The sequence below is a fragment of the Bacteroides sp. AM16-13 genome, from assembly GCF_003602705.1.
Taxonomy (GTDB): Bacteria; Bacteroidota; Bacteroidia; order Bacteroidales; family Bacteroidaceae; genus Bacteroides; species Bacteroides xylanisolvens.
On sequence record NZ_QTLK01000016.1, the window covers coordinates 68,068 to 89,060 of the forward strand.

16 protein-coding genes are annotated in these 20,993 nt (G+C 39.9%); 9 read left to right on the top strand and 7 right to left on the bottom strand.

What is annotated here, in order from left to right; genetic code table 11:
- Positions 1-8 precede the first annotated feature (8 nt).
- Genes DW173_RS14430 through DW173_RS14440 form a run of 3 tightly spaced genes read left to right on the top strand, consistent with a single transcriptional unit; the run spans position 9 to position 4,662 of the window.
- On the top strand, positions 9-794 hold the full coding sequence (locus DW173_RS14430; RefSeq protein ID WP_015531672.1) for a 5'-nucleotidase C-terminal domain-containing protein: 786 nt from the start codon (positions 9-11) through the stop codon (positions 792-794).
- A gap of 26 nt (positions 795-820) precedes the next feature.
- A complete protein-coding gene (locus tag DW173_RS14435; protein ID WP_118195729.1) occupies positions 821-1,654 on the top strand; it encodes a bifunctional metallophosphatase/5'-nucleotidase in 834 nt (277 codons plus the stop codon).
- Entirely contained in the window at positions 1,651-4,662 is a 3,012-nt protein-coding gene (locus tag DW173_RS14440; protein WP_120144612.1) for a glycoside hydrolase family 3 N-terminal domain-containing protein, read from the top strand. The genes DW173_RS14435 and DW173_RS14440 overlap by 4 nt, the downstream gene beginning before the upstream one ends.
- Before the next feature lie 88 nt (positions 4,663-4,750).
- On the opposite strand, the gene DW173_RS14445 is transcribed toward DW173_RS14440, so the two are convergent.
- The 4 genes from DW173_RS14445 to DW173_RS14460 form a co-directional block, all read right to left on the bottom strand.
- A complete protein-coding gene (locus DW173_RS14445) occupies positions 4,751-5,377 on the bottom strand; it encodes an outer membrane beta-barrel protein (protein ID WP_008019936.1) in 627 nt (208 codons plus the stop codon).
- A 15-nt stretch (positions 5,378-5,392) separates the two neighbouring features.
- A complete protein-coding gene (locus DW173_RS14450) occupies positions 5,393-6,028 on the bottom strand; it encodes a DUF4136 domain-containing protein (protein ID WP_004314298.1) in 636 nt (211 codons plus the stop codon).
- 227 nt (positions 6,029-6,255) lie between these two features.
- Positions 6,256-6,606 (bottom strand): winged helix DNA-binding protein, encoded by a 351-nt coding sequence (locus DW173_RS14455; RefSeq protein ID WP_004314299.1) that lies wholly within the window; start codon positions 6,604-6,606, stop codon positions 6,256-6,258.
- Positions 6,607-6,637: 31 nt separating this feature from the next.
- Positions 6,638-9,163, bottom strand: coding sequence for an FAD-dependent oxidoreductase (locus DW173_RS14460; RefSeq protein ID WP_120144643.1), 2,526 nt, complete (start codon positions 9,161-9,163; stop codon positions 6,638-6,640).
- Positions 9,164-9,293: 130 nt separating this feature from the next.
- Here DW173_RS14460 and DW173_RS14465 point away from each other — a divergent pair, with 130 nt between their 5' ends.
- Positions 9,294-10,634, top strand: a complete 1,341-nt coding sequence (locus DW173_RS14465) for a sigma-54-dependent transcriptional regulator (RefSeq protein ID WP_120144613.1) — start codon at positions 9,294-9,296, stop codon at positions 10,632-10,634.
- Between the two features lie 60 nt (positions 10,635-10,694).
- Here DW173_RS14465 and DW173_RS14470 read toward each other — a convergent pair whose 3' ends face one another.
- Entirely contained in the window at positions 10,695-11,861 is a 1,167-nt protein-coding gene (locus DW173_RS14470; protein ID WP_120144614.1) for an aspartokinase, read from the bottom strand.
- Between the two features lie 439 nt (positions 11,862-12,300).
- On the opposite strand from DW173_RS14470, the gene DW173_RS14480 reads away from it, so the two are divergent.
- Positions 12,301-13,593, top strand: a complete 1,293-nt coding sequence (locus DW173_RS14480; protein WP_120144615.1) for an MATE family efflux transporter — start codon at positions 12,301-12,303, stop codon at positions 13,591-13,593.
- A 42-nt stretch (positions 13,594-13,635) separates the two neighbouring features.
- Positions 13,636-14,343 (top strand): TIGR02757 family protein, encoded by a 708-nt coding sequence (locus tag DW173_RS14485; protein ID WP_008771269.1) that lies wholly within the window; start codon positions 13,636-13,638, stop codon positions 14,341-14,343.
- 155 nt (positions 14,344-14,498) lie between these two features.
- Here DW173_RS14485 and DW173_RS24155 read toward each other — a convergent pair whose 3' ends face one another.
- Positions 14,499-14,579, bottom strand: coding sequence for a hypothetical protein (locus DW173_RS24155; protein WP_232286474.1), 81 nt, complete (start codon positions 14,577-14,579; stop codon positions 14,499-14,501).
- Between the two features lie 421 nt (positions 14,580-15,000).
- On the opposite strand from DW173_RS24155, the gene DW173_RS14495 reads away from it, so the two are divergent.
- The 3 genes from DW173_RS14495 (at position 15,001) to DW173_RS14505 (ending at position 18,096) form a co-directional block, all read left to right on the top strand.
- Positions 15,001-15,453, top strand: a complete 453-nt coding sequence (locus tag DW173_RS14495; RefSeq protein WP_008997367.1) for a very short patch repair endonuclease — start codon at positions 15,001-15,003, stop codon at positions 15,451-15,453.
- A 158-nt stretch (positions 15,454-15,611) separates the two neighbouring features.
- Positions 15,612-16,949 (top strand): DNA (cytosine-5-)-methyltransferase, encoded by a 1,338-nt coding sequence (gene dcm / locus DW173_RS14500; RefSeq protein WP_004315885.1) that lies wholly within the window; start codon positions 15,612-15,614, stop codon positions 16,947-16,949.
- Positions 16,903-18,096, top strand: a complete 1,194-nt coding sequence (locus DW173_RS14505) for a type II restriction endonuclease (RefSeq protein WP_120144617.1) — start codon at positions 16,903-16,905, stop codon at positions 18,094-18,096. Before dcm ends, DW173_RS14505 begins: the two co-directional genes overlap by 47 nt.
- Before the next feature lie 71 nt (positions 18,097-18,167).
- Here the strand turns inward: DW173_RS14505 and DW173_RS14510 are convergent, their stop codons facing one another.
- Positions 18,168-20,744: an SIR2 family protein gene (locus tag DW173_RS14510; RefSeq protein ID WP_120144619.1), complete on the bottom strand. Its 2,577-nt coding sequence runs from the start codon at positions 20,742-20,744 to the stop codon at positions 18,168-18,170.
- Between the last annotated feature and the right edge of the window lie 249 nt (positions 20,745-20,993).

The window sequence follows — 20,993 nt, forward strand, 5'->3', positions numbered from 1 at the left end:
TAGCGAACATGAAACAGACTTATGTAAAGTATCTGATGGTGGCAGCGTTTGCAGGAGGTTTCCTGTTTACTTCCTGCCGGACCGCACGCGAGACTACGGCACAGTACGAAGTAACCAAAGTAGAGGGTAGCATGATAACGATTGATTCTGTTTGGGACACCACCCCCAACGTGAAAGCTACCGAAATCTTAAAGCCTTATAAGGAAAAGGTGGATGCGATGATGTATGAAGTCATCGGTACCAGTGCGATGAAGATGGATAAAGGAGCTCCTGAAAGCTTGCTATCCGACCTTGTCGCGGGTGTTCTACAGCAAGCGGCAACCCAGGTATTGGGGAAACCGGCCGATATGGGATTGGTAAATATGGGCGGCTTGCGTAATATCTTGCCCGAAGGAGATATCACGGTAGGAGATGTTTTTGAAATTCTTCCTTTCGAGAATTCCCTTTGTGTATTGACTATGAAAGGGACAGACTTGAGACGGCTTTGTGAAGCAATAGCGTCTCTGCATGGCGAAGGAGTGAGCGGTATCCGCCTCGAAATCACAAAAGACGGAAAGCTGCTGAACGCATTTATTGCCGGAAAACCGTTAAAAGATGACCAGCTTTACACAGTGGCTACTATCGACTATCTGGCAGATGGAAACGGACGAATGGATGCTTTCCTGCAGGCAGAAAAGAGAGTATGCCCCGAAGATGCTACCTTACGCGGACTGTTTCTTGATTATGTACGCAAACAAACAGCCGAAGGCAAAGTGATTACCTCCAAACTGGACGGACGTATTACGATAAAATAAAAAAGGAGAATCTAAAAATATTGAATATGAAAAGATTTCAGATATTATTCCTGCTATGTCTTGCATTGAGTTTCACTTTTTCAATCTTTGCGCAGGATACCAAAGAAGTGATCATTTTACAAACAAGCGATGTGCATAGCCGTATCGAACCTATCAATCAGAAGGGCGACAAATATTATAACAAAGGTGGTTTTGTCCGCCGGGCTGCTTTTCTCGAAGAGTTCCGCAAAGATCATAAGAATGTATTGCTTTTCGATTGCGGAGATATTTCCCAGGGGACACCTTATTATAATATGTTCCGTGGAGAAGTAGAAATCAAACTGATGAATGAAATGGGCTATGATGCAATGACAATCGGTAACCATGAGTTTGATTTTGATGTGGATAATATGGCCCGTATTTTTAAGATGGCTGATTTTCCGGTCGTTTGTGCCAACTATAATCTGGATGCTACGGTGTTAAAAGATATAGTCAAGCCCTACGTCGTTCTGGAGAAATATGGTTTGAGAATTGGCGTGTTCGGTCTCGGAACCCAGCCGGAAGGAATGATTCAGGCCAATAAATGCGAAGGAGTCGTTTATGAAGATCCTATCCGTGTATCCAACGAGATAGCTACCTTGTTGAAAGAGGAAGAAGGTTGTGATCTGGTTGTATGCCTGTCTCATCTGGGCATCCAGATGGATGAACATCTGGTTGCCGGAACACACAATATCGACGTGATTCTGGGCGGACACTCCCATACATTTATGGAAGGCCCCAAAACATACTTGAATATGGACGGAAAAGAGGTGCCTGTCATGCACACAGGAAAAAATGGTGTTCGTGTAGGCCGTCTTGATTTGACATTGAAACATAAATGAAGATAATTCCCTTAATAGTAACGCTTTTATTCCTTATCGCGGCCGGCACAGTTTCGAGTCCGGCGCAAAATGCTACCACCGTTGAGCCTCTACTGGTGTATAAAGCCCTTCAGGACAAGGACTGCTGGCACTGGGTTGATTCGGTGATGGATAAACTTTCCTTTAAAGAAAAGGTAGGTCAGTTATTCATCTATACCATTGCTCCGGTAGACACCAAACGAAATCTGGAACTGCTGCGCGAAGTCATCGACACTTATAAGGTAGGCGGCCTTCTCTTTTCCGGCGGGAAGATGCAAAACCAGGTCGAACTGACGAACGGGGCGCAGCGACAAGCCAAAGTTCCTTTGATGATTACCTTTGATGGAGAATGGGGATTGTCTATGCGCTTGCGCGGTACGCCTGTCTTCCCGCGAAATATGGTGCTGGGATGTATCCGCGACAACCGGCTGCTTTATGAGTACGGACGTGAAGTTGCTCGCCAATGCCGGCAGATTGGAGTGCAGGTAAACTTTGCTCCGGTGGCAGACGTGAATATAAACCCTAAAAATCCTGTCATCAATACCCGTTCTTTTGGCGAAGATCCGATCCAAGTGGCCGATAAGGTAATCGCTTATGCTTCCGGTTTGGAAGGTGGAGGGGTGTTATCTGTGTGCAAACACTTTCCCGGACACGGGGATACCGATGTCGATTCGCATAAAGCGCTTCCGGTACTTCCTTTCACTCGCGAGCGTCTGGATAGTGTGGAGCTTTATCCTTTTAAAGAGGCCATCCGTGCCGGACTGGGCGGTATGATGGTGGGGCATCTGCAAGTTCCGGTGATTGAACCTATTGGCGGACTTCCGTCTTCCTTGTCCCGCAATGTCGTGTATGATTTGCTGACCGATGAACTGGCGTTCAAAGGGCTGATATTTACCGACGCGCTTGCCATGAAAGGTGTGGCAGGAAATGGAAATGTCAGTTTGCAGGCTTTGAAAGCAGGTAATGACATGGTACTGTCTCCCCGTAACCTGAAGGAAGAGATACCGGCCGTACTGGCAGCTGTTGAAAAAGGGGAACTAAGCCGTGAAGAGATTGAAAACAAATGCCGCAAAGTCTTGACTTATAAATATGTGTTGGGACTTAAGAAGAAATCGTATGTACAATTATCCGGTCTGGAACAACGCATTAACAGTCCGCAGACACGTGACCTGGTTCGCCGGTTGAATTTAGCGGCAATAACCGTTTTGAGCAATAAGAATCATATCCTTCCTCTACATACAGACAAGGAACAGAAGATTGCACTGCTCGAAGTGGGAAATCCTGGAAAAACTGATGTATTGGCCAAACAACTTTCCCGTTATACCTCTTTGGCCCGCTTTTGCCTTCGCGCTAATCAGACAGAAGAGGAAAACCAACGGTTGCGTGATTCTCTGTCTACCTATAAACGAATCATTGTAGCCATTAGCGAACAGCGCTTGGCTTCTTATCAGCCTTTCTTTGCGAAGTTTGCTCCTCAAAGTCCGGCTATTTATCTGTTCTTCACTCCCGGGAAGATGATGTTACAGATTCAGCGGGCCGTGGCTCATGCTTCGGCAGTCGTGTTGGGACATAGTTATAATGTAGACGTGCAGCGTCAGGTCGCAGATGTGTTATTTGCCAAGGCATCCGCAGACGGACAGTTGTCGGCAAGCTTGGGAGAACTGTTTCCAACGGGAGCAGGAGTGACCATTACCCCCAAGACGCCATTGCATTTCGTGCCGGAAGAATATGGGCTTTCTTCCACTCATCTGAAACGCATTGATTCCATCGCATTAGACGGTATTCGTCAGGGAGCTTATCCCGGTTGCCAGGTGGTAGTGTTGAAAAACGGGCATATCATGTTCGACAAATCTTTCGGCACTTATGCGGGTAAAGGAAGTCCGCGTGTCGAATCTACCAGTATCTACGATTTGGCTTCCCTATCAAAGACGACGGGCACTTTGCTTGCCATCATGAAACTCTACGATAAGGGACGTTTCAATCTGACAGATAAGATTTCGGATCATTTACCGTTTTTGCAACATACTGATAAGAAAGATATAACGATTCAGGAAATCCTGTATCATCAGTCCGGTTTACCTTCCTGGATTCCTTTCTACCAAGAAGCCATTGATAAAGATAGTTATGACGGAAGATTGTTCAGCGCACGCAAAGACGCGCATCATCCGTTACAGTTGGGAACGACTTCATGGGCGAATCCGAAGTTCAAATTCAAAAGTGAATACGTCTCTCCCGTCAAGACTGGTGATTACACTGTTCAAATCTGCGATAGCTTGTGGTTAAACCGTTCCTTCCGGAAGGTGATGGAAGAGAAAATAATGGAAGCTCCGTTAAAGCAGAAACGCTATGTATATAGTGATGTCGGATTTATTCTGTTGGGTATGTTGGTAGAACAACTGGTCGGTATGCCTATGGAAGCCTATCTGCAACGTGAGTTTTACGAACCGATGGGGTTGGAGCATACAGGCTACTTGCCTTTACGCCGTTTTGCCAAATCGGAAATTGTCCCTTCCAACAAAGACCGTTTCTTGCGTAAAGAGACTTTGCAGGGATTTGTGCATGATGAGGCTTCCGCTTTCTTTGGCGGGTTGGCCGGAAATGCCGGACTTTTCTCTACTGCCCGTGATGTAGCCCGTGTTTATCAGATGTTGTTGAATGGAGGAGAAATAGACGGTCAACGCTATCTAAGCAAAGAAACCTGCCAGTTGTTTACTACGGAAACTTCAAAGATCAGCCGGCGTGGCTTGGGCTTTGACAAACCGGATGCTGATGATCCGAAGAAAGGAAATTGTGCTCCTGCCGCACCTGCCGGAGTGTACGGTCATACCGGCTTTACCGGTACATGTGCATGGGTAGATCCGGTCAATGAACTGGTTTATGTATTCCTTAGCAACCGGATTTATCCGGATGTAACAAATCGCAAACTGAACCAACTGCATATTCGTGAGCGAATACAGGGAGCTATTTATGATGCGATGAAGAAAAAATAAAAAAAGAAAGGTAAAAGGTGCCTATATTAAAAGCTACCTTTTACCTTTTTTATTATTAACGTAATATTCTGATAGTTGTCAGCCAGTCTTAGAAGGATACACCCAGGCGGAAGCCGAAGTTGCTCAATCCATCTACACTGTAATGCAGTACGTCAGCCTTGTTGGTACCATAGCTGTAGTACAAAGCAAAGTGCAACCCCGGTCCGTAAACCCATGGGAATACATTGATACCTACTTCAGGAGAAGCATAGAATCCCCAACTGTTTTCTCTTGCTTCCAGCATGCTGAAATTAGAGCGGATTTTAGCATATTCAGCACCTAATTTAGCACTGACGTATGGTTGAAAGGCTCCACCGCGATTCCACTGGTAACGTGCAGCAGCACCGAAAGGCAATTGGAAAATGGTATGTTGCTGATCGGTAGTCACTTCACCGGCGCCCATCTGGAAGGTTTCGCGACCTACATATTCGTGGTTGCTGTGATAGTTGAGGAAAAGACCCAAACCGATGTTAGGAGTCACGAAATAACCACCTTCGAAGTTCATACCCCAACCGCTTGCTTTATCAGCAAAATTGTTACTTAGCGGAGCGTTGAACTGCCAGTCGATATTCGCATATCCATTGTCCGATAGCTGTGCCTTAGCCGGCATGGCGAAGGCGATGGCAATAGCCGCCAAGGCTACTACCTTGAAGTATATATTTTTTCTTGTTTTCATAACAGTTGTAGTTGTTTATTTGTTAGTAAGATAAGGTGACTGTGTAAATGACTGGTTGACAGCTTCTACTGCAAGAGTACGGTTGATAGCTTTGGAACCAGTTTCAAATCCGGTCAGATAACTTGTCCATACAACAGGCAGTTTTTTACTGTCTCCCTGTTCGGCTTTCAAGTTCACCATTTCTGTCAGGAAGGAGTTGGTGCTATAACTATAAGTTACTGCATACGGGTAGTACCATCCACCACCCCAGTTGCCACCCCAGTAGCCAGGGCCCCAATATCCGGGATAACCCCACCACCATTCAGGTTGTGTGTAGCTGGTGAAATAATAAGTACTTGCGATGTAGCTTACTTGGATACCAAGATCTGCGCTTTCTTGGTCAGCTGCTGCTTCGTAACCTCTAGCTTCCATATTGTCTGTATAAGCTGCCAGAATTTGTTCTGCGCCTTCACCTTCGAGATATTCCGGTTCTTTACTATCACTGATGACCAGAATCTGTGGTGCCAGATAGAATGTAGGAACTTTGAAATCGGCTTTCTTGTCGTAGTTAGTGTATACCAGATAATTGTCATCCAGTTTACCCATGTCCGGGTCTTTTTCACATGAAGCGAGTGCAAAGACCGCCAATAAAATAGGAATTAATTTCTTCATATCTTTTATAATGTTTAGGTTATATAAAAATCACGCCCAGGTACCTTGGGCTTTTGATACAAACAACAAGAAAGGTGGAAAAAGGTTCGCGTGGAAATTTCTTTTGCCGGAAAATTAACATATTTCTTTGGCCCGGCGGAAAGAAAAACGGTGAGCGCTCTGCCCTATTATCAGGGAGTTTGCTCACCGTTTATTATTTACAGATATTTATTTGAAAAATCCGTTTATTAAAACAGAGGTTTTAGTAGATCCGGTATTTCTACCTTATCAAGTTCCAGTTCAGTTACCCGTTGTTTACCCAATTGAGTCAGATGGAAATACATCTGTCTCCGGTCTTCACTTCCGAGTGATCGGACGATTAGTCCTTTTTCTTCCAGTATCCGCAGCATTTTGGATGTGTGTGAGGGGCTTAGTTCGGTTTGTTTAGACAGGTTGGTAGCCGTCACTTTGTCCGAAGCCTCTTTAAGGGCACACAATATCATTGCTTCATTAAGCGTTATCTGGTACATTTTTTCAAATGCTGTTTCAAAGTTTCCCATTGCTTTGAATACATCACGCATTGCACATATTGTTTTCATACCTTATTTAAATATTTCATTTGTTCATTTTTTAAATAAATAGATTAACGTTTGCGTTATCCGCCCGTTCCATATACGTTGCTACGCCGCCAATGGTCACCTCGTCCAGGAGTTCTTCTTGTTTGACTCCCATCACGTCCATTGACATCTGGCAAGCAATAAATTCCACACCGTTTTCCAGCGCTTGCTGGCGCAGGGATTCCAGTGAATCAATCCCTTTTTTGTTCATGATATACCGCATCATTTTTCCGCCTATTCCGCCCATACTCATCTTAGAAAGTTTCAGCTTTTTGGAGCTGGAAGGCAGCATCATGCCAAACATTTTTCCGAAAATATCCTTTTCGGTTTCCGGTTTGTGCAACTTCTTGATGACGTTCAGTCCCCAGAACGTAAAGAAGATGGTGACTTTTTGTCCCGTAGCTGCTGCACCATTTGCGAGCACAAAGGTAGCTAAAGCTTTATCTAAATCATCACTAAACATGATAAAGGTTTTTCCTTTGCCCTCACATGAAGTAACAATATTGCACGATTTTGGTTCTCCTTTTTCTATGACAACAACAGATTTTCCTCCGGAGCTGTCTTTCGAAATCAGTTGATTGCCCGTTGAACTGCACCATGCGGCGGCGTCACGCGGAAATCCCGGATCGGTTGAGGTGATTTCCACCCGTTCACCTGACGCCAGTGTATCCATTGTTTTCTTCATTTTCAAAATCGGGCCGGGACATTGTAACCCGCAAGCGTCTACCCGAACTGTTTTAGCGGGGGTTGCAAGGGCATCGGCGGTGACGGCAGCCGTGGCAGTAACCGTGGTATCCGAAACCTTAGCAACCGCAGGTTGCCCAACTTGGGGACTACCTCCCTGTTGTTCGGGTGATTCGTCTATTTCATTTCCATTTTCTTCGCGTATGATAATCGGAGCAGTGGCGGCTCGATAAGTCTTCAGTCCTCCCGAGAGATTACGCACCTTGTCAAATCCATGTTGAGTTAATATCCGGTAGGCAAGATACCCCCGTAGTCCGACAGCGCAGAAGGTATAAATCATTTTATCTTTCGGCAGTTCGGCCAGTCGGTCACGAAGCTCATCCAGCGGAATATTCACGGCACCCGGTAGGCTGCCTAAAGAATATTCGTCCGGGGTGCGGACATCCAGGAGGAACTTATTTTCCATTTCAATGTCCCGCAACTCTCTCCAATATACTGGATTGGTTTTGCTGGTAATGATGTCTTCCGCTACATATCCTGCCAGTGCTACCGGATCTTTGGCCGAAGAGAACGGAGGAGCATACGCTTGTTCCACTTTCATCAGGTCGTAGATCGTTCCCTCGTGTTTGATGACAAGCGCGAGTTCGTCAATCCGTTTGTCCACTCCGTCGTAACCGACGATTTGTCCGCCGTACAATCTTCCCGTCTTTTTGTCGAAAGTGATTTTGATACTCATCGGCATGGCATCCGGATAGTAGCCGGCATGAGAGGCGGGATGGATGGTAGATGACATATAATCTATCTCTTCCTGGCGCAGGCGCTTGCCGGGTAAACCGGTTGAAGCAACGGTCATGTCGAAAACTTTTGCGATTGAAGTGCCGATAGAACCTTCGTAAGGTATTTTTGCCCCGAGAACGTTGTCTGCAACGATGCGTCCCTGACGGTTGGCAGGTCCGGCAAGATAGTTGAGCCAGGGTTTTCCGGTGATCGGATGGCGGAACTCGATTGCGTCACCGATGGCATAAATCGATTCATCAGACGTTTGCAGGTAATCATTCACGGCAATACCTCCTGCGGGGCCGATAGTCAGTTCGGCAGCTCGTGCCAGACTGGTTTCCGGGCGTACTCCGATCGACAGGATAACGATATCGGCAGAAATGGACTGACCATTTTTGAACGTTACTTTCAATCCTTTTCCCTCCCGGCTAAAAGAGGCGACAGCTTGTTCCAGATAAAGATTGACTCCTTTATCCATCAAGTGCTGGTGGACGAGCGATGCCATCGAGAAGTCGATAGGAGCCATCACTTGATTGCCCATTTCCACAATCGACACTTTCGCTCCCTGTGTATGTAAGTTTTCCGCCATTTCCAGACCGATAAATCCGGCTCCTACGATAACGGCTTTTCGCGGAGCGTGGCTCTTGATATATTCTTTGATCCGATCCGTGTCGGTGACATTCCTTAACGTGAAGATTCCGCTAAGGTCGATTCCCGGAAGAGGAGGACGCACCGGGGAAGCTCCGGTGGAGATGACTAATTTATCGTAGCTCTCCTCATAAGTGTCTTCACTGCTTTGCCGGATGGTCACTGTCTTTCTTTTCCGGTCAATAAAAATCGCTTCGTTTTCTGTACGTACATCTACACGGAAGCGTGTAGAGAAGGCTTCGGGCGTTTGCACGAACAATTTATCCCGTTCCTCTATCACTCCTCCTATATAATAAGGAAGGCCGCAATTGGCGTATGATATATACTTTCCTTTTTCCAAAAGGATAATTTCTGCTGTTTCATCTACTCGTCTGATTCGGGCAGCAGTGGTGGCTCCTCCTGCAACTCCCCCAATAATAATTATTTTCATCTGTTTATAGTGTAAATAGTTTCCTGTGGAAATAACAAACAGGGGCGAAGAAATGTTCATGGATTCAGATAAAAAAACTATATTTGCGCACCCTGTTTTTCATTCTTCTATATTAATGTAGACAATTTGTATGAATAAAATTCTTATTATTGACGATGAAGTCCAGATTCGCAGCCTTTTAGCTCGTATGCTGGAACTTGAGGGCTATGAAGTGTGTCAGGCAGGTGATTGCAAAACTGCCATCAAACAACTGGAAATTCAATCGCCCGACGTAGCTTTATGTGATGTTTTTCTTCCTGATGGAAACGGAGTGGATCTGGTTTTGAATATCAAAAAAATAGCTCCCAATGTGGAAGTGATTCTTCTTACTGCTCACGGCAATATTCCCGACGGGGTGCAGGCTATCAAAAACGGTGCGTTTGATTATATAACGAAAGGAGATGATAATAACAAGATTATCCCTCTCATTAGTCGTGCCGTAGAGAAAGCAAAAATGAATGTCCGTCTCGAAAAACTGGAAAAGAAAGTCGGGCAGATGTACTCGTTCGATTCTATCCTGGGGGAGTCAAAAGTGCTGAAAGAGTCGGTGTCTTTGGCGCAGAAGGTGTCTGTGACAGATGTTCCCGTATTACTGACGGGGGAAACAGGAACAGGAAAGGAGGTCTTCGCGCAAGCTATACATTATAGTAGTAAACGGAGCAAACAGAATTTTGTAGCAGTCAACTGTTCATCTTTCAGCAAAGAACTGCTCGAAAGCGAGATGTTCGGACATAAGGCTGGTTCGTTTACCGGTGCGTTGAAAGATAAGAAAGGGCTTTTTGAAGAGGCCAATAACGGAACAATCTTTCTGGATGAAATAGGAGAGATGGCTTTCGAACTGCAGGCAAAGTTACTGCGTATTCTCGAAACAGGAGAATATATAAAGATAGGTGATACCAAGCCGACACGGGTAAATGTGCGTATCATCGCTGCTACCAACCGCAATTTGCAGGAGGAGATCAAAGCCGGGCATTTCCGTGAGGACTTGTTTTATCGTCTTTCGGTTTTTCAGGTGCATCTTCCTTCGCTTCGCGAACGTACCGGTGATATCAGGATTCTTGCGACTGCTTTCGCCAAAAGTTTCTCTGAAAAACTCTCGTATGCCGTCAATGAGATGACTCCTGCTTTTTTGGAAGCGCTGGAACAACAGCCGTGGAAAGGGAATATCCGTGAGTTGAGAAACGTGATTGAACGCAGCTTGATTGTTTGCGAAGGTGGACGGCTGGATATCTGCGACCTTCCTTTGGAAATCCAGAACACTCATTATGAATGTTCGGACGATAGTACAGGTAGTTTTGAACTGGCTGCAATGGAGCGCAGGCATATTGCGCGTGTGTTGGAATATACGAAAGGGAATAAAACGGAAGCTGCCCGCTTGTTGAAAATCGGACTTACTACGTTGTATCGGAAGATAGAGGAATATAAAATCTGAATATACATTTTAATCAGGCCACGTACTGGCTTTCGAGAAATTGTTTGGATAGCGAACTGATTAGTTTGTTTTTATCTGTGCTGTGCACAGATAGTGTGAGCCGATGATATGTATTACAGACATATTTTCGTCCATAACCATTTCGGCATATTTGTGTAGTTCTCTTTCAATGATTCGCAGGGTGTCCCGGCTGGCTGTCAGCATCATCGAGATAGATACATTGGATGAGGCCATTGAGATGACATTGATTTGATATTTGTTGATAACTTCCAATATCTTACCCATAAACAAATATCCGGGCAATACATTCAATGAGGTAAAACGTACAAAGGTAGCCGAATCCTGTGAGAGGATGGCCTTGACACTGTTGCCTGTGTCATGGGAAGATATATAGAGTCGTTCTGTTGACAGATCGTGTGTATCGGTTAGGCGGATAACTATATTAGAGCGTGCCGCAAGGGTGATACAATCTGCGTAGAGCAGGTGTACTCCGCTGTTAATCAGTTGTTCGGCTTCTATGTAAGTTAGTGAATGTTGTTCTCGCAGACAATTCCGGTTTGCGTAGATATGGTTGATAGGAGTGGATAACAGCATTTCGTCCGCTTTGAATAGGGTGGCAAGCACTGTTGCATAGTAATCATTGCGTTGTTCGCTCATGAAGTCTATTTCACCATACACATTCCTGCAAATGGAAAGTGGGGCGATAAAAATATCTACATTTCGGTTCTCGTCAATGTATTGTTGGATAGATTCTTGAATATATGGGATGTCCGGCTTTCTTTCCAGGTTGATCTGTATAAGTTTGCCGGTATCTAATGTTTGGGCACAAAGCCCCTGTTGACGTAAGCAATAAGTGAATAAATCGCTGGATAATCCGTATATTTCCGCTTTTATCATTTTATCAATCAGTAAATCAGCTTTGTCTTCTACAAGTATATGTATTTTCTTTATGCACTCCAGAATCCGGTTTTTAATTTCCTGATTTAAGTGCGAATCTGTAATGAGATGATTGGCAAGGGTACAGCAATATGCTTCGATGGCATTGACTGTGGCATGAGAAGCTTCATCTTCTTTGTGAAACCAACTGATGGAAATAGCCTGTAACCACTCCTGTAATTGTGCCAATATAGGGACTACAGCTACATAAGGATGTTCTTTCTGAATACAATTGATTACTTGCTTCATTTCATCCTCATCTTTAATTTTCTCGAATTTACAAACTTTCATTGTTGTCTGATTATTTATTGGTTACTACTCTTTTCAAAATGATATGCCTTTTTTCAAAAGAGAAAGATATTTAAGAATCATTCCTTAGCTTTAGAATGTTGTATATCTTTATAAATCAATCTGTTAATGTTGTAATCGATGTTTTTAATACATCTCTTTACTATAAGTAATCTGCTAATACCATACCACATTGGGATATGAAAATAAGATTTCTTATCTTTGTTGCGTAATTGATTGAGAAACCAACAGTATTCATCTATTTATGAAACTCTGTATCTAGCTAAGCTCAACGAATAGCATCATTTCTAACAGGGCTATTCAGCTATCCGACAGGCAACTACTTGCCTGCCAAAGAGTTTTATATCCATTTTTATAAATTTACGGAACTGTGTGCTGCTATGATGTGGTATACCGTATCGTGCTATTTTTAAGTTGAGCAATGAATTATACATATAAGCAAATATGGCTCATCAACTTTCCTGTGATGATGAGCATTCTGATGGAACAATTAATCAATATTACCGACGCTATTTTCCTGGGGCATGTGGGAGAAGTCGAACTGGGAGCTTCTGCGCTTGCCGGAATCTACTATTTGGCTGTTTATATGCTGGGCTTCGGATTCAGCATCGGGCTGCAGGTAATGATTGCCCGGAGAAATGGGGAACAACATTATAAAGAGACGGGACGTACATTTTTTCAGGGATTATATTTCCTGTCGGGAATGGCAATCATTCTTTGCCTATTGCTCCATTTGGCTTCTCCCTTGATCCTGCGTCGGTTGATAACTTCGGATGAGATTTACCGGGCAGTGATTCATTATCTGGATTGGCGTAGCTTCGGCTTGTTGTTCTCATTTCCTTTTTTAGCTTTCCGGTCTTTTCTGGTAGGGATAACAACGACCAAAGCATTGTCCGCAGCAGCTATCATGGCTATCTGTATCAATATTTCTTTTAACTATCTGCTGATATTCAAACTGAATCTGGGTATATCCGGAGCGGCTATGGCTTCTTCTTTGGCAGAGTTCGGAGCTTTTATCGTACTCCTATTATATATGTGGGTGAGGGTAGATAAAGTGAAATATGGGCTGAAGGTCGTTTATGATGGAAAATTGTTAATAAAGTTGTTGAGGCTATCTGTATGGAGTATGCTTCACTCTTTTATCAGCGTTGCTCCCTGGTTTCTGTTCTTCGTTGCTATCGAGCATCTGGGAAGGACAGAGCTTGCTATTTCCAATATTACTCGTAGTGTTTCTACCGTCTTTTTTGTGATTGTCAACTCTTTTGCATCCACTACTGGTTCATTAGTCAGCAATCTAATTGGGGCGGGGCAGGGGAAGGAACTTTTTCCCGTTTGCCATAAAGTTCTTAGGTTGGGTTATGCCGTGGGAGTTCCATTGATAGTTATGACTCTTTGGGGTAACCAATGGGTTATCGGATTTTATACGAATAACGATAATCTGGTGAGACTAGCTTTCTATCCTTTTATAGTTATGCTGTTGAATTATGCTTTTGCACTGCCCGGATATGTTTATATCAATGCTGTTACCGGTACAGGAAAGACGAAGCTCGCCTTTATCTTCCAGTTAATCACCATTCTTGTATATTTGATTTATCTGTATCTGTTAAGTGAATGTTTTCATGCTTCTCTGACTGTGTATATGACGGCAGAATATTTGTTTGTTATTTTATTAGGGATGCAATCTATCATTTACTTAAAGAGGAAATCCAACTAGAATATGTATTTTTGTACTTTCAATACTTGATACTTTCTCGAAATGACTGAAGATATAAAGAATAAACTTTTGATGTGTGCGGAGATGTATCATCGCGCAGACTTTATACAAAGCGATCCGGTGCAGTTTCCCCATCGTTATACGCTGAAACAGGATATCGAAGTCAGCGGTTTGCTGACGGCGATTATGAGTTTTGGCAATCGCAAACAGATCTTGAAGAAAGTGGACGAATTGCACGGGCTAATGGGAGATTCGCCTTATCAGTATGTACTGTCCCGTCAGTGGGAGAGAGATTTCCCATCGGGAGCAACCAGTAGTTTTTATCGGATGCTGTCACATGCTGATTTCTATGGATATTTTCAGCGATTATACATTGCTTATACACAGTTTGAAAGTCTGGAAGAAGCCTTGAAGACATACCCCGGAATACCGATGGAAAAGCTATGTGCATTTCTTGAAGTCTCTGCCAAAAGCCCTCAAAAGAAACTGAATATGTTTTTGCGTTGGATGATTCGTCGGGACTCGGCGGTCGATTTGGGGATTTGGGAAAGTTTTGATCGTAGAGATTTGATTGTCCCTTTAGATACACATGTATGCCGGGTGGCACATTATTTCAAGTTGACGGATACGGAAACTTTTTCTTTGAAAAATGCCCGCCAGATAACGGCAGCATTGGCTGAGGTCTTCCCGGATGATCCTTGCTTGGGCGATTTTGCCTTGTTCGGATTAGGGGTGAATGGGGAGATTTAATGTATAATCTGATACAATGAAATTTTCGATTATAATCGAAAAATTTGAGAGTTGTTAAAATACTGTTAGAATAATTTATTGATATTTATTCTGCCTAGTTTTTTTGGGGGAAAAGCAATTTTCCGAAAAGAGGGTATTCAGTCTCCTAATAGTCATCATAATTCCACATTTATTTTATAGGAGTGTTCCAACTTTCTTGATGACCTTATTGAGTACTTATAACTATATAAATACAATTTTAGTAATGTTGAAGGATTATACGGTAGTGTCCCTTCTGATTGAAGTTTGACATGTTTAACTCCAGCTCATTTATAGACAAGATATCCACAAATAAATCGATAACCCTTACCCTAGAATTTGGTGCAACTAATTGTTCAAGTGTTGTCATTCGAACTTGATTCCTGTTTTCTCCTACTATGTAGTTTATAGATATATTGTTTAGTTTCTTATCCATAAATATACGAAAAATAAATGATAATTCAATATAGCTTCTAAGTTTTTTGCACAGACTCCTGAAGGCTTACTTTGTTTTGAGAGTGTGGGGATTGAAGAGGTAATGAGTGCATTCTTTGTGTTTAATATTATAATTCATGGATGATAATTTTTTATCTTTGTATTAGGAATCATTTATTTTTTGTATTTAAATTTTGTATAGGTATGGTAGACGTTTTGACAAAAGAGCAACGGCGGAAGTGTATGTCGAATATTCGTAGTAAAAATACGAGGCCGGAGATTCTTGTGCGAAAATATCTATTTTCCCAAGGTATTCGTTTTCGTGTTAATGTGAAAAGGTTGCCAGGGACTCCTGATATTGTGTTAAGAAAGTATAGAACTGTGATCTTTATTAATGGGTGTTTTTGGCATGGTCATGAAGGGTGTAAATACTATGTTTTGCCGAAGACCAATACAGAATTCTGGAAAGAAAAAATAGGGAAGAATAAAGAACGGGATTTAAAAGAACGAATGCAACTCCGAAATATGGGGTGGCATGTTGTCTTATTATGGGAATGTCAATTGAAAAGTAAAGTCCGGGAACAAAATTTGAAAGGGTTGTTATATACTTTGAATAAGATAGTATTAGAAAACTATAATGCAAAACATATAGACTGACTGTATTAGCTAATTATAAAAAATAGAATGGAATATTTCTCAGGGCAATGATGTACCAGCTTTGTCCTCTCTTATTTTGGTTATTAATACTATTAGTGAAGATGGTATTCGTTATTCTCGATAAAAAACTATATTTTTGTATCCAAATCAATAATTGAATGACAGCTAAGCAATTCATCATACAAGATATAAAACTCGTTGACTTTCCGGAAGAGGTTGATGTACAAAATGGCATCAAGATATATGGCGAAACTAGTTGGGAGAACCAATTGGCAGTGTTAAGTCATTACCTGCATAATAATGATTGCATTGGTAATGAACAAAACAAGAAAGAAATATTATATACTATCCGGGAATTTTTGGAGCGAAAAAAAAGTAATAAAGAAGAGACGATAACTGAAGAGTATGTAATGAAGGTTGCTGAAAATCCAGTTGAGTATAGTCTCTTTTCTGACTTTTTTAGGGTTCCTTTCCCAAGTCCTCAATCTCCCCAATTTACTTTTATTGATTTGTTTGCGGGTATGGGAGGTTTTCGTTTGGCAATGCAAGCACAAGGAGGAAAATGTGTTTTTTCTTCAGAATGGAATAAATATGCTCAAAAAACTTATTTGGCGAACTTCGGTGAAATGCCATTTGGAGATATAACGAAAGAAGTTACTAAAAGTTATATACCTCAATATTTTGATATTTTATGTGCAGGTTTCCCTTGCCAACCTTTTTCTATTGCCGGTGTTTCTAAAAAGAAAAGTTTAGGACGGGAAACGGGCTTTAAGGACAAAACTCAAGGTACACTTTTTTTTGATGTAGCGGATATTATTAGTCGTCATCGTCCTAAAGCATTTTATTTGGAAAATGTGAAGAATTTGATGTCACATGATAAGGGTAATACCTTTAAGATTATAAAAGGTACACTGGAAGAATTGAATTATTCAATTCATTTTCAGGTTATGGATGGGCAGGCTTATGTACCTCAGCATCGGGAGCGTATTATGATTGTTGGATTTAATCGTGAAATTTTTCATGGAGAAGAACAATTCTGTTTTCCTGAACAAAAACAATCTACACGGGGCATACGGGAGATTTTAGAGTCAGATATTGATGATAAATATACATTGAGTGATAAACTTTGGAGTTATTTACAAAACTATGCAGAGAAGCATCGTGCAAAAGGAAATGGTTTTGGGTTTGGGATGGTTGATCTTAACGGTATCTCTCGTACATTGAGTGCCCGTTACTATAAAGATGGTTCAGAAATACTTGTTCCGCAAGGAAATGGGAAAAATCCTCGAAGATTGTCGCCTCGTGAATGTGCTCGATTGATGGGCTATCCTGATAAATATCGTTTAGATCAAGTTTCTGATGTACAAGCGTATCGACAGTGTGGAAATTCTGTAGTAGTTCCACTCATAACTGCAGTTTCTGAACAAATTATTAAAACAATCAATAATTATGAGCAACATACTGGACTCTGCGATACAAAGTGTACAGCAATCTAAAGCTGCTTGGTGCCGGTTTATTACTGGAAATGATACAGGTGCAACAGGAAGTCATCAAGCTGGTTTTTATATACCTAAGTGTGCATCAAGTTTACTTTTTGATGAACCGGGGAAAAAAGGAGAAAATAAGGAGAAAACTGTACAAATAAAATGGCAGGATGATTTTACAACGGAAAGTTGTATGAAATATTATGGACAAGGTACACGTAATGAGTATCGTGTAACCCGTTTTGGTCGAGGCTTTCCTTTTTTTCAAGATGATAATGTTGGAGATTTACTCATTATTGCTAAATATACTGAAGAAGATTATTTAGGCTATGTTCTTAGTGCTGATGAAGATATAGATGGATTTTTTGCTTATTTCAATCTTGCTCCAGACGAAACAAATCAACTAATAGATGTCGCGGGTGTTATTAAACCAGACGAAAAAATAGTGCAACTCTTCCGTGATTTTGTTAGTCGTTTTGATAAATTTCCAGACACTCGACAAATGGCATTAGGAGCACGAGAATGTTATAATAAGGCTTATAAAATTGGTGAAAATGTTTTTAAAACTAATCCTGATGATGTCTTGTTGAATTGGGTGGATACAGAGTTCCGACTGTTTAAATGTATGGAAGAAAAATTTTATGCGGATATGATAACACATTCTTTTGATAGTATTGATACATTTATACAAACAGCTAATGAAGTGCTTAATCGTCGTAAGTCTCGTGCTGGTAAATCATTAGAGCATCATTTATCTGATATATTTGTACATAATGCACTTGTTTTTGAGGAGCAAGCTGTAACTGAAGATAATAAAAAGCCGGATTTCCTTTTTCCCAATGGTAAATGTTATCGTAATATACAATTTCCAGCTGGGGACCTTATTGTTTTGGGGGCTAAGACTACTTGCAAAGATCGTTGGCGGCAAGTTTTGACGGAGGCGGATCGTGTGGATGTTAAATTCTTATTTACTCTTCAGCAGGGAATATCAAAGAATCAGTTAAAGGAGATGCATGATTCCCGACTTACACTTGTTGTTCCTCAAAAGTATATTTCAAGTTTTCCACGAGACTATCAAGATGAAATAAAAGATCTTTTAGGATTTATCTTAATGGTAAAGGAGAAGCAGGAACATTTACCAAAACATTATTTTTTGTAGAAAAATAGGAGCTCTTCATAACTGTATGGAGAGCTCCGAATTCTTTGTTCTCAATATGATGGAGAGTCCCTTTAAGCTATACCTATAATTCTTTGATACCGATTGTCATTTTTACAATTTTCAAATGCGGGCCAATCTCGCACAGAATATTTGAGTAAATTGTCATCTTTTATAGCTTTAGATAAATAATCCAGCGCATTTGGTATATCACCGATGAGTGAATAAGCTGCAGCTATGACATCATTATCATACAAATCTTTATTATTTAGTATTTTATTCTTTATTTTCTTATCATCTAATTTATTGAGTTTGATATCTGCTATAAAATAATTAATTGCAATTTCTGGTATACAAGTTTGAGGGTTATCGTAATATTGTTTTAAGTCCCAATAAATTTCTTTATATTGTTTTAATTTTAATTTTGCATAAGAATAACTCACAAATGTGCTAACGTCTTTCTTATGTGTTTCCCAATATTTCTCAATAAGATTGCAGACAGTTTCATATTCTTCAAATTCGAGATTGTATAAGATAAGTATTTCATGGTCAATTTTATTATATTTATCTACAATAATTTGAGCTTTTTCTTTTTCTTGTATAATAGCATATAGCTTTATTAGCATATTATTTCTGAAGTAGTTTCCATTTTCGATATCTTCTAAAATTTTTATAGATTCAGCTATGTTGTCAAACTTTTTGGCAAAGATAGTTGCCTTTTTTAATAAATAGTCATAAGATGGGTTGTATTCCTTCTCAAATTCTTCCATGAATTTAGTTAGTTCATTTTTTTGATCTTTTTCTTCAAAATAATCAAGTAAAATTAAGACTGTTGATTCTACCCATGTAGGATCATCTGTTTGCTTAGCAAAACTATATCCATTAATCAAAAGCTTATCAATTTTTTCATTAATCATATTACTATAACGGTGGCAGACTTTTAGATAATTGGGATGATATTCGTTTTGCTCTTTATACTTTTTTAATAGAGATAATATTTCTTCTTTCTTTTTTTCATTTTCCTTCTTGTATAGATGACTATACCAGTCGCATAAATTAACCCATGCTTTATTGAATATACTTCCATCTAGTTTTATGCTGGTAAGATAACATGTTGTTATTGCATTTGGAGCGATGTCTGATTCTTCTTTATTAATTAATGAATTGTAATAATCAGCCATAAAGTCTCCTTTTTTTCTATATAAGCTATAGTCATTGGGATATATTGCTATAGCTTTATCTATATATTCTATCTTATCTTTTATTTCAGGGAACGAATTGACAGCTTCTATATAATACATCTCTGTATTAGGTTTAATTGCAATCAAGGAGTCTATTGTTTGTTTATATTCTATGTTGTTTTCGAGATTCATATTATGAAGTAATGCTAATTTCATTTCTAATAATTCAGCTTTGTAACTTGAATTATCAGAATCTTCTAATTTTTGTTCATTGATTAATTTATAGGCCTGTTCTGTTTCGTCTTCTAGAAATAAAATTCTTACTTTATTTAAAGTTTTTTTTTCTTCTTCGGAGATTTTAGATGAACTATCTTTTCTTGTTGTATTATCTTTTTTCTCTTTTTTTACATCTACGTGTTTGAAAAAATCTTCAAAAATATTGTGATTGACCATTTTCTTTAATCTTTTGGAGTCTTCTTGAATTATTTTAGAATTAGATTTTTCTACATATTCATTCGATGTTAAGCTTTTAATTAATTTAATTTGATGTTCACTGCTTAGAATTGCATTATCAATGGGCAATACACCTTTGTTTAAACGTTTATTAAGTTCAGCCATTAATTCGTCAAAACCTTCAATTTGTATGAAAAAGACTTTATCTTTCCATAGTAATTTTTTGAGATCATCTGAAATATTTTCATCTCCTTTTCTAATGCACCAATAAATACCATTTTTAAAGAATTCTTCTTTTTTCAATAGAAAAGATAAAATGTCCATAATTGATCTATCATTTCCTGCATATCCAACTACAATAAGTCCATAATCTTTAGAAAATTCAATGAATTTATTTTTCATATTTCCTTCTAATGATTCAGTTTCTCTTAAAGTACTTTTTATATCTTCGAATAAATAATCTCCATGAAGTTTGATTATTTTGGGACGTTTAGAAGTAACTGTAATACTTGTAATAGCAGAGTCGTGAGCACATACAACTGGACGGACATTAGAAAATCTATAAAAAGCTTCATTCAGTAAGTCGTCAAAATTTGTTGTGAATATTGCATTAAAATAGTTGTTTTCTATAAGTTTTACTAAATAAGCATACCCGATTGAAGGATTCTTGTTTGCTACTTCATTTTCAACAAATGCTCTTCTTTGTCGCTGTAAATCATATCGTTTTTCGAAAAGAGAAGAGTAGGGATTTCTTTCATCAAACCAGTTTTGTTTTTCGAAATATTCATCAGAAGTGATACTTGTATCATAGTCATCAGCATATTCAATGATTTCTTTTTTCCAATCATTTATTAATTGGGTTCCTGATTTTATACCTGAAGTTATGGAGCAACCTGCGCCCATAAGTAAAGAGTAATTGGGAGTTTCATCACATCTAATACTTAAGAATCTAACTAAATCTGATATTTTTTTTTCTTTATGTCTTAATTCAAACAGAATGTCTTTTGCGCTTTCCATAATAATATTTGAGTTATGTGATAATATATGTCGAATATGCAAATATAATATTAATTTATTCTTTTACATCATTATATTTCTGGAAAATGTATTGACAGTGTAAGAAGAAAATTAGTAATATGAAATATTTGATGATAGTTTTTATATATAATTGTATTTATGGAAAAGTTATGTTTTAAAAAAGCAATGTCATTTATGAAGATGTCCTATTTCACCATTTGTGGGAAAGATTTTGTTTGGTAGGACGAT

Excerpts from the sequence above, each read along its gene's own strand:
- DW173_RS14430 (WP_015531672.1), top strand. The coding sequence starts at position 9 with ATGAAACAGACTTATGTAAAGTATCTGATGGTGGCAGCGTTTGCAGGA.
- DW173_RS14435 (WP_118195729.1), top strand. The coding sequence starts at position 821 with ATGAAAAGATTTCAGATATTATTCCTGCTATGTCTTGCATTGAGTTTC.
- DW173_RS14440 (WP_120144612.1), top strand. The coding sequence starts at position 1,651 with ATGAAGATAATTCCCTTAATAGTAACGCTTTTATTCCTTATCGCGGCC.
- DW173_RS14445 (WP_008019936.1), bottom strand. The coding sequence starts at position 5,377 with ATGAAAACAAGAAAAAATATATACTTCAAGGTAGTAGCCTTGGCGGCT.
- DW173_RS14450 (WP_004314298.1), bottom strand. The coding sequence starts at position 6,028 with ATGAAGAAATTAATTCCTATTTTATTGGCGGTCTTTGCACTCGCTTCA.
- DW173_RS14455 (WP_004314299.1), bottom strand. The coding sequence starts at position 6,606 with ATGAAAACAATATGTGCAATGCGTGATGTATTCAAAGCAATGGGAAAC.
- DW173_RS14460 (WP_120144643.1), bottom strand. The coding sequence starts at position 9,163 with ATGAAAATAATTATTATTGGGGGAGTTGCAGGAGGAGCCACCACTGCT.
- DW173_RS14465 (WP_120144613.1), top strand. The coding sequence starts at position 9,294 with ATGAATAAAATTCTTATTATTGACGATGAAGTCCAGATTCGCAGCCTT.
- DW173_RS14470 (WP_120144614.1), bottom strand. The coding sequence starts at position 11,861 with ATGAAAGTTTGTAAATTCGAGAAAATTAAAGATGAGGATGAAATGAAG.
- DW173_RS14480 (WP_120144615.1), top strand. The coding sequence starts at position 12,301 with ATGAATTATACATATAAGCAAATATGGCTCATCAACTTTCCTGTGATG.
- DW173_RS14485 (WP_008771269.1), top strand. The coding sequence starts at position 13,636 with ATGACTGAAGATATAAAGAATAAACTTTTGATGTGTGCGGAGATGTAT.
- DW173_RS14495 (WP_008997367.1), top strand. The coding sequence starts at position 15,001 with ATGGTAGACGTTTTGACAAAAGAGCAACGGCGGAAGTGTATGTCGAAT.
- dcm (WP_004315885.1), top strand. The coding sequence starts at position 15,612 with ATGACAGCTAAGCAATTCATCATACAAGATATAAAACTCGTTGACTTT.
- DW173_RS14505 (WP_120144617.1), top strand. The coding sequence starts at position 16,903 with ATGAGCAACATACTGGACTCTGCGATACAAAGTGTACAGCAATCTAAA.
- DW173_RS14510 (WP_120144619.1), bottom strand. The coding sequence starts at position 20,744 with ATGGAAAGCGCAAAAGACATTCTGTTTGAATTAAGACATAAAGAAAAA.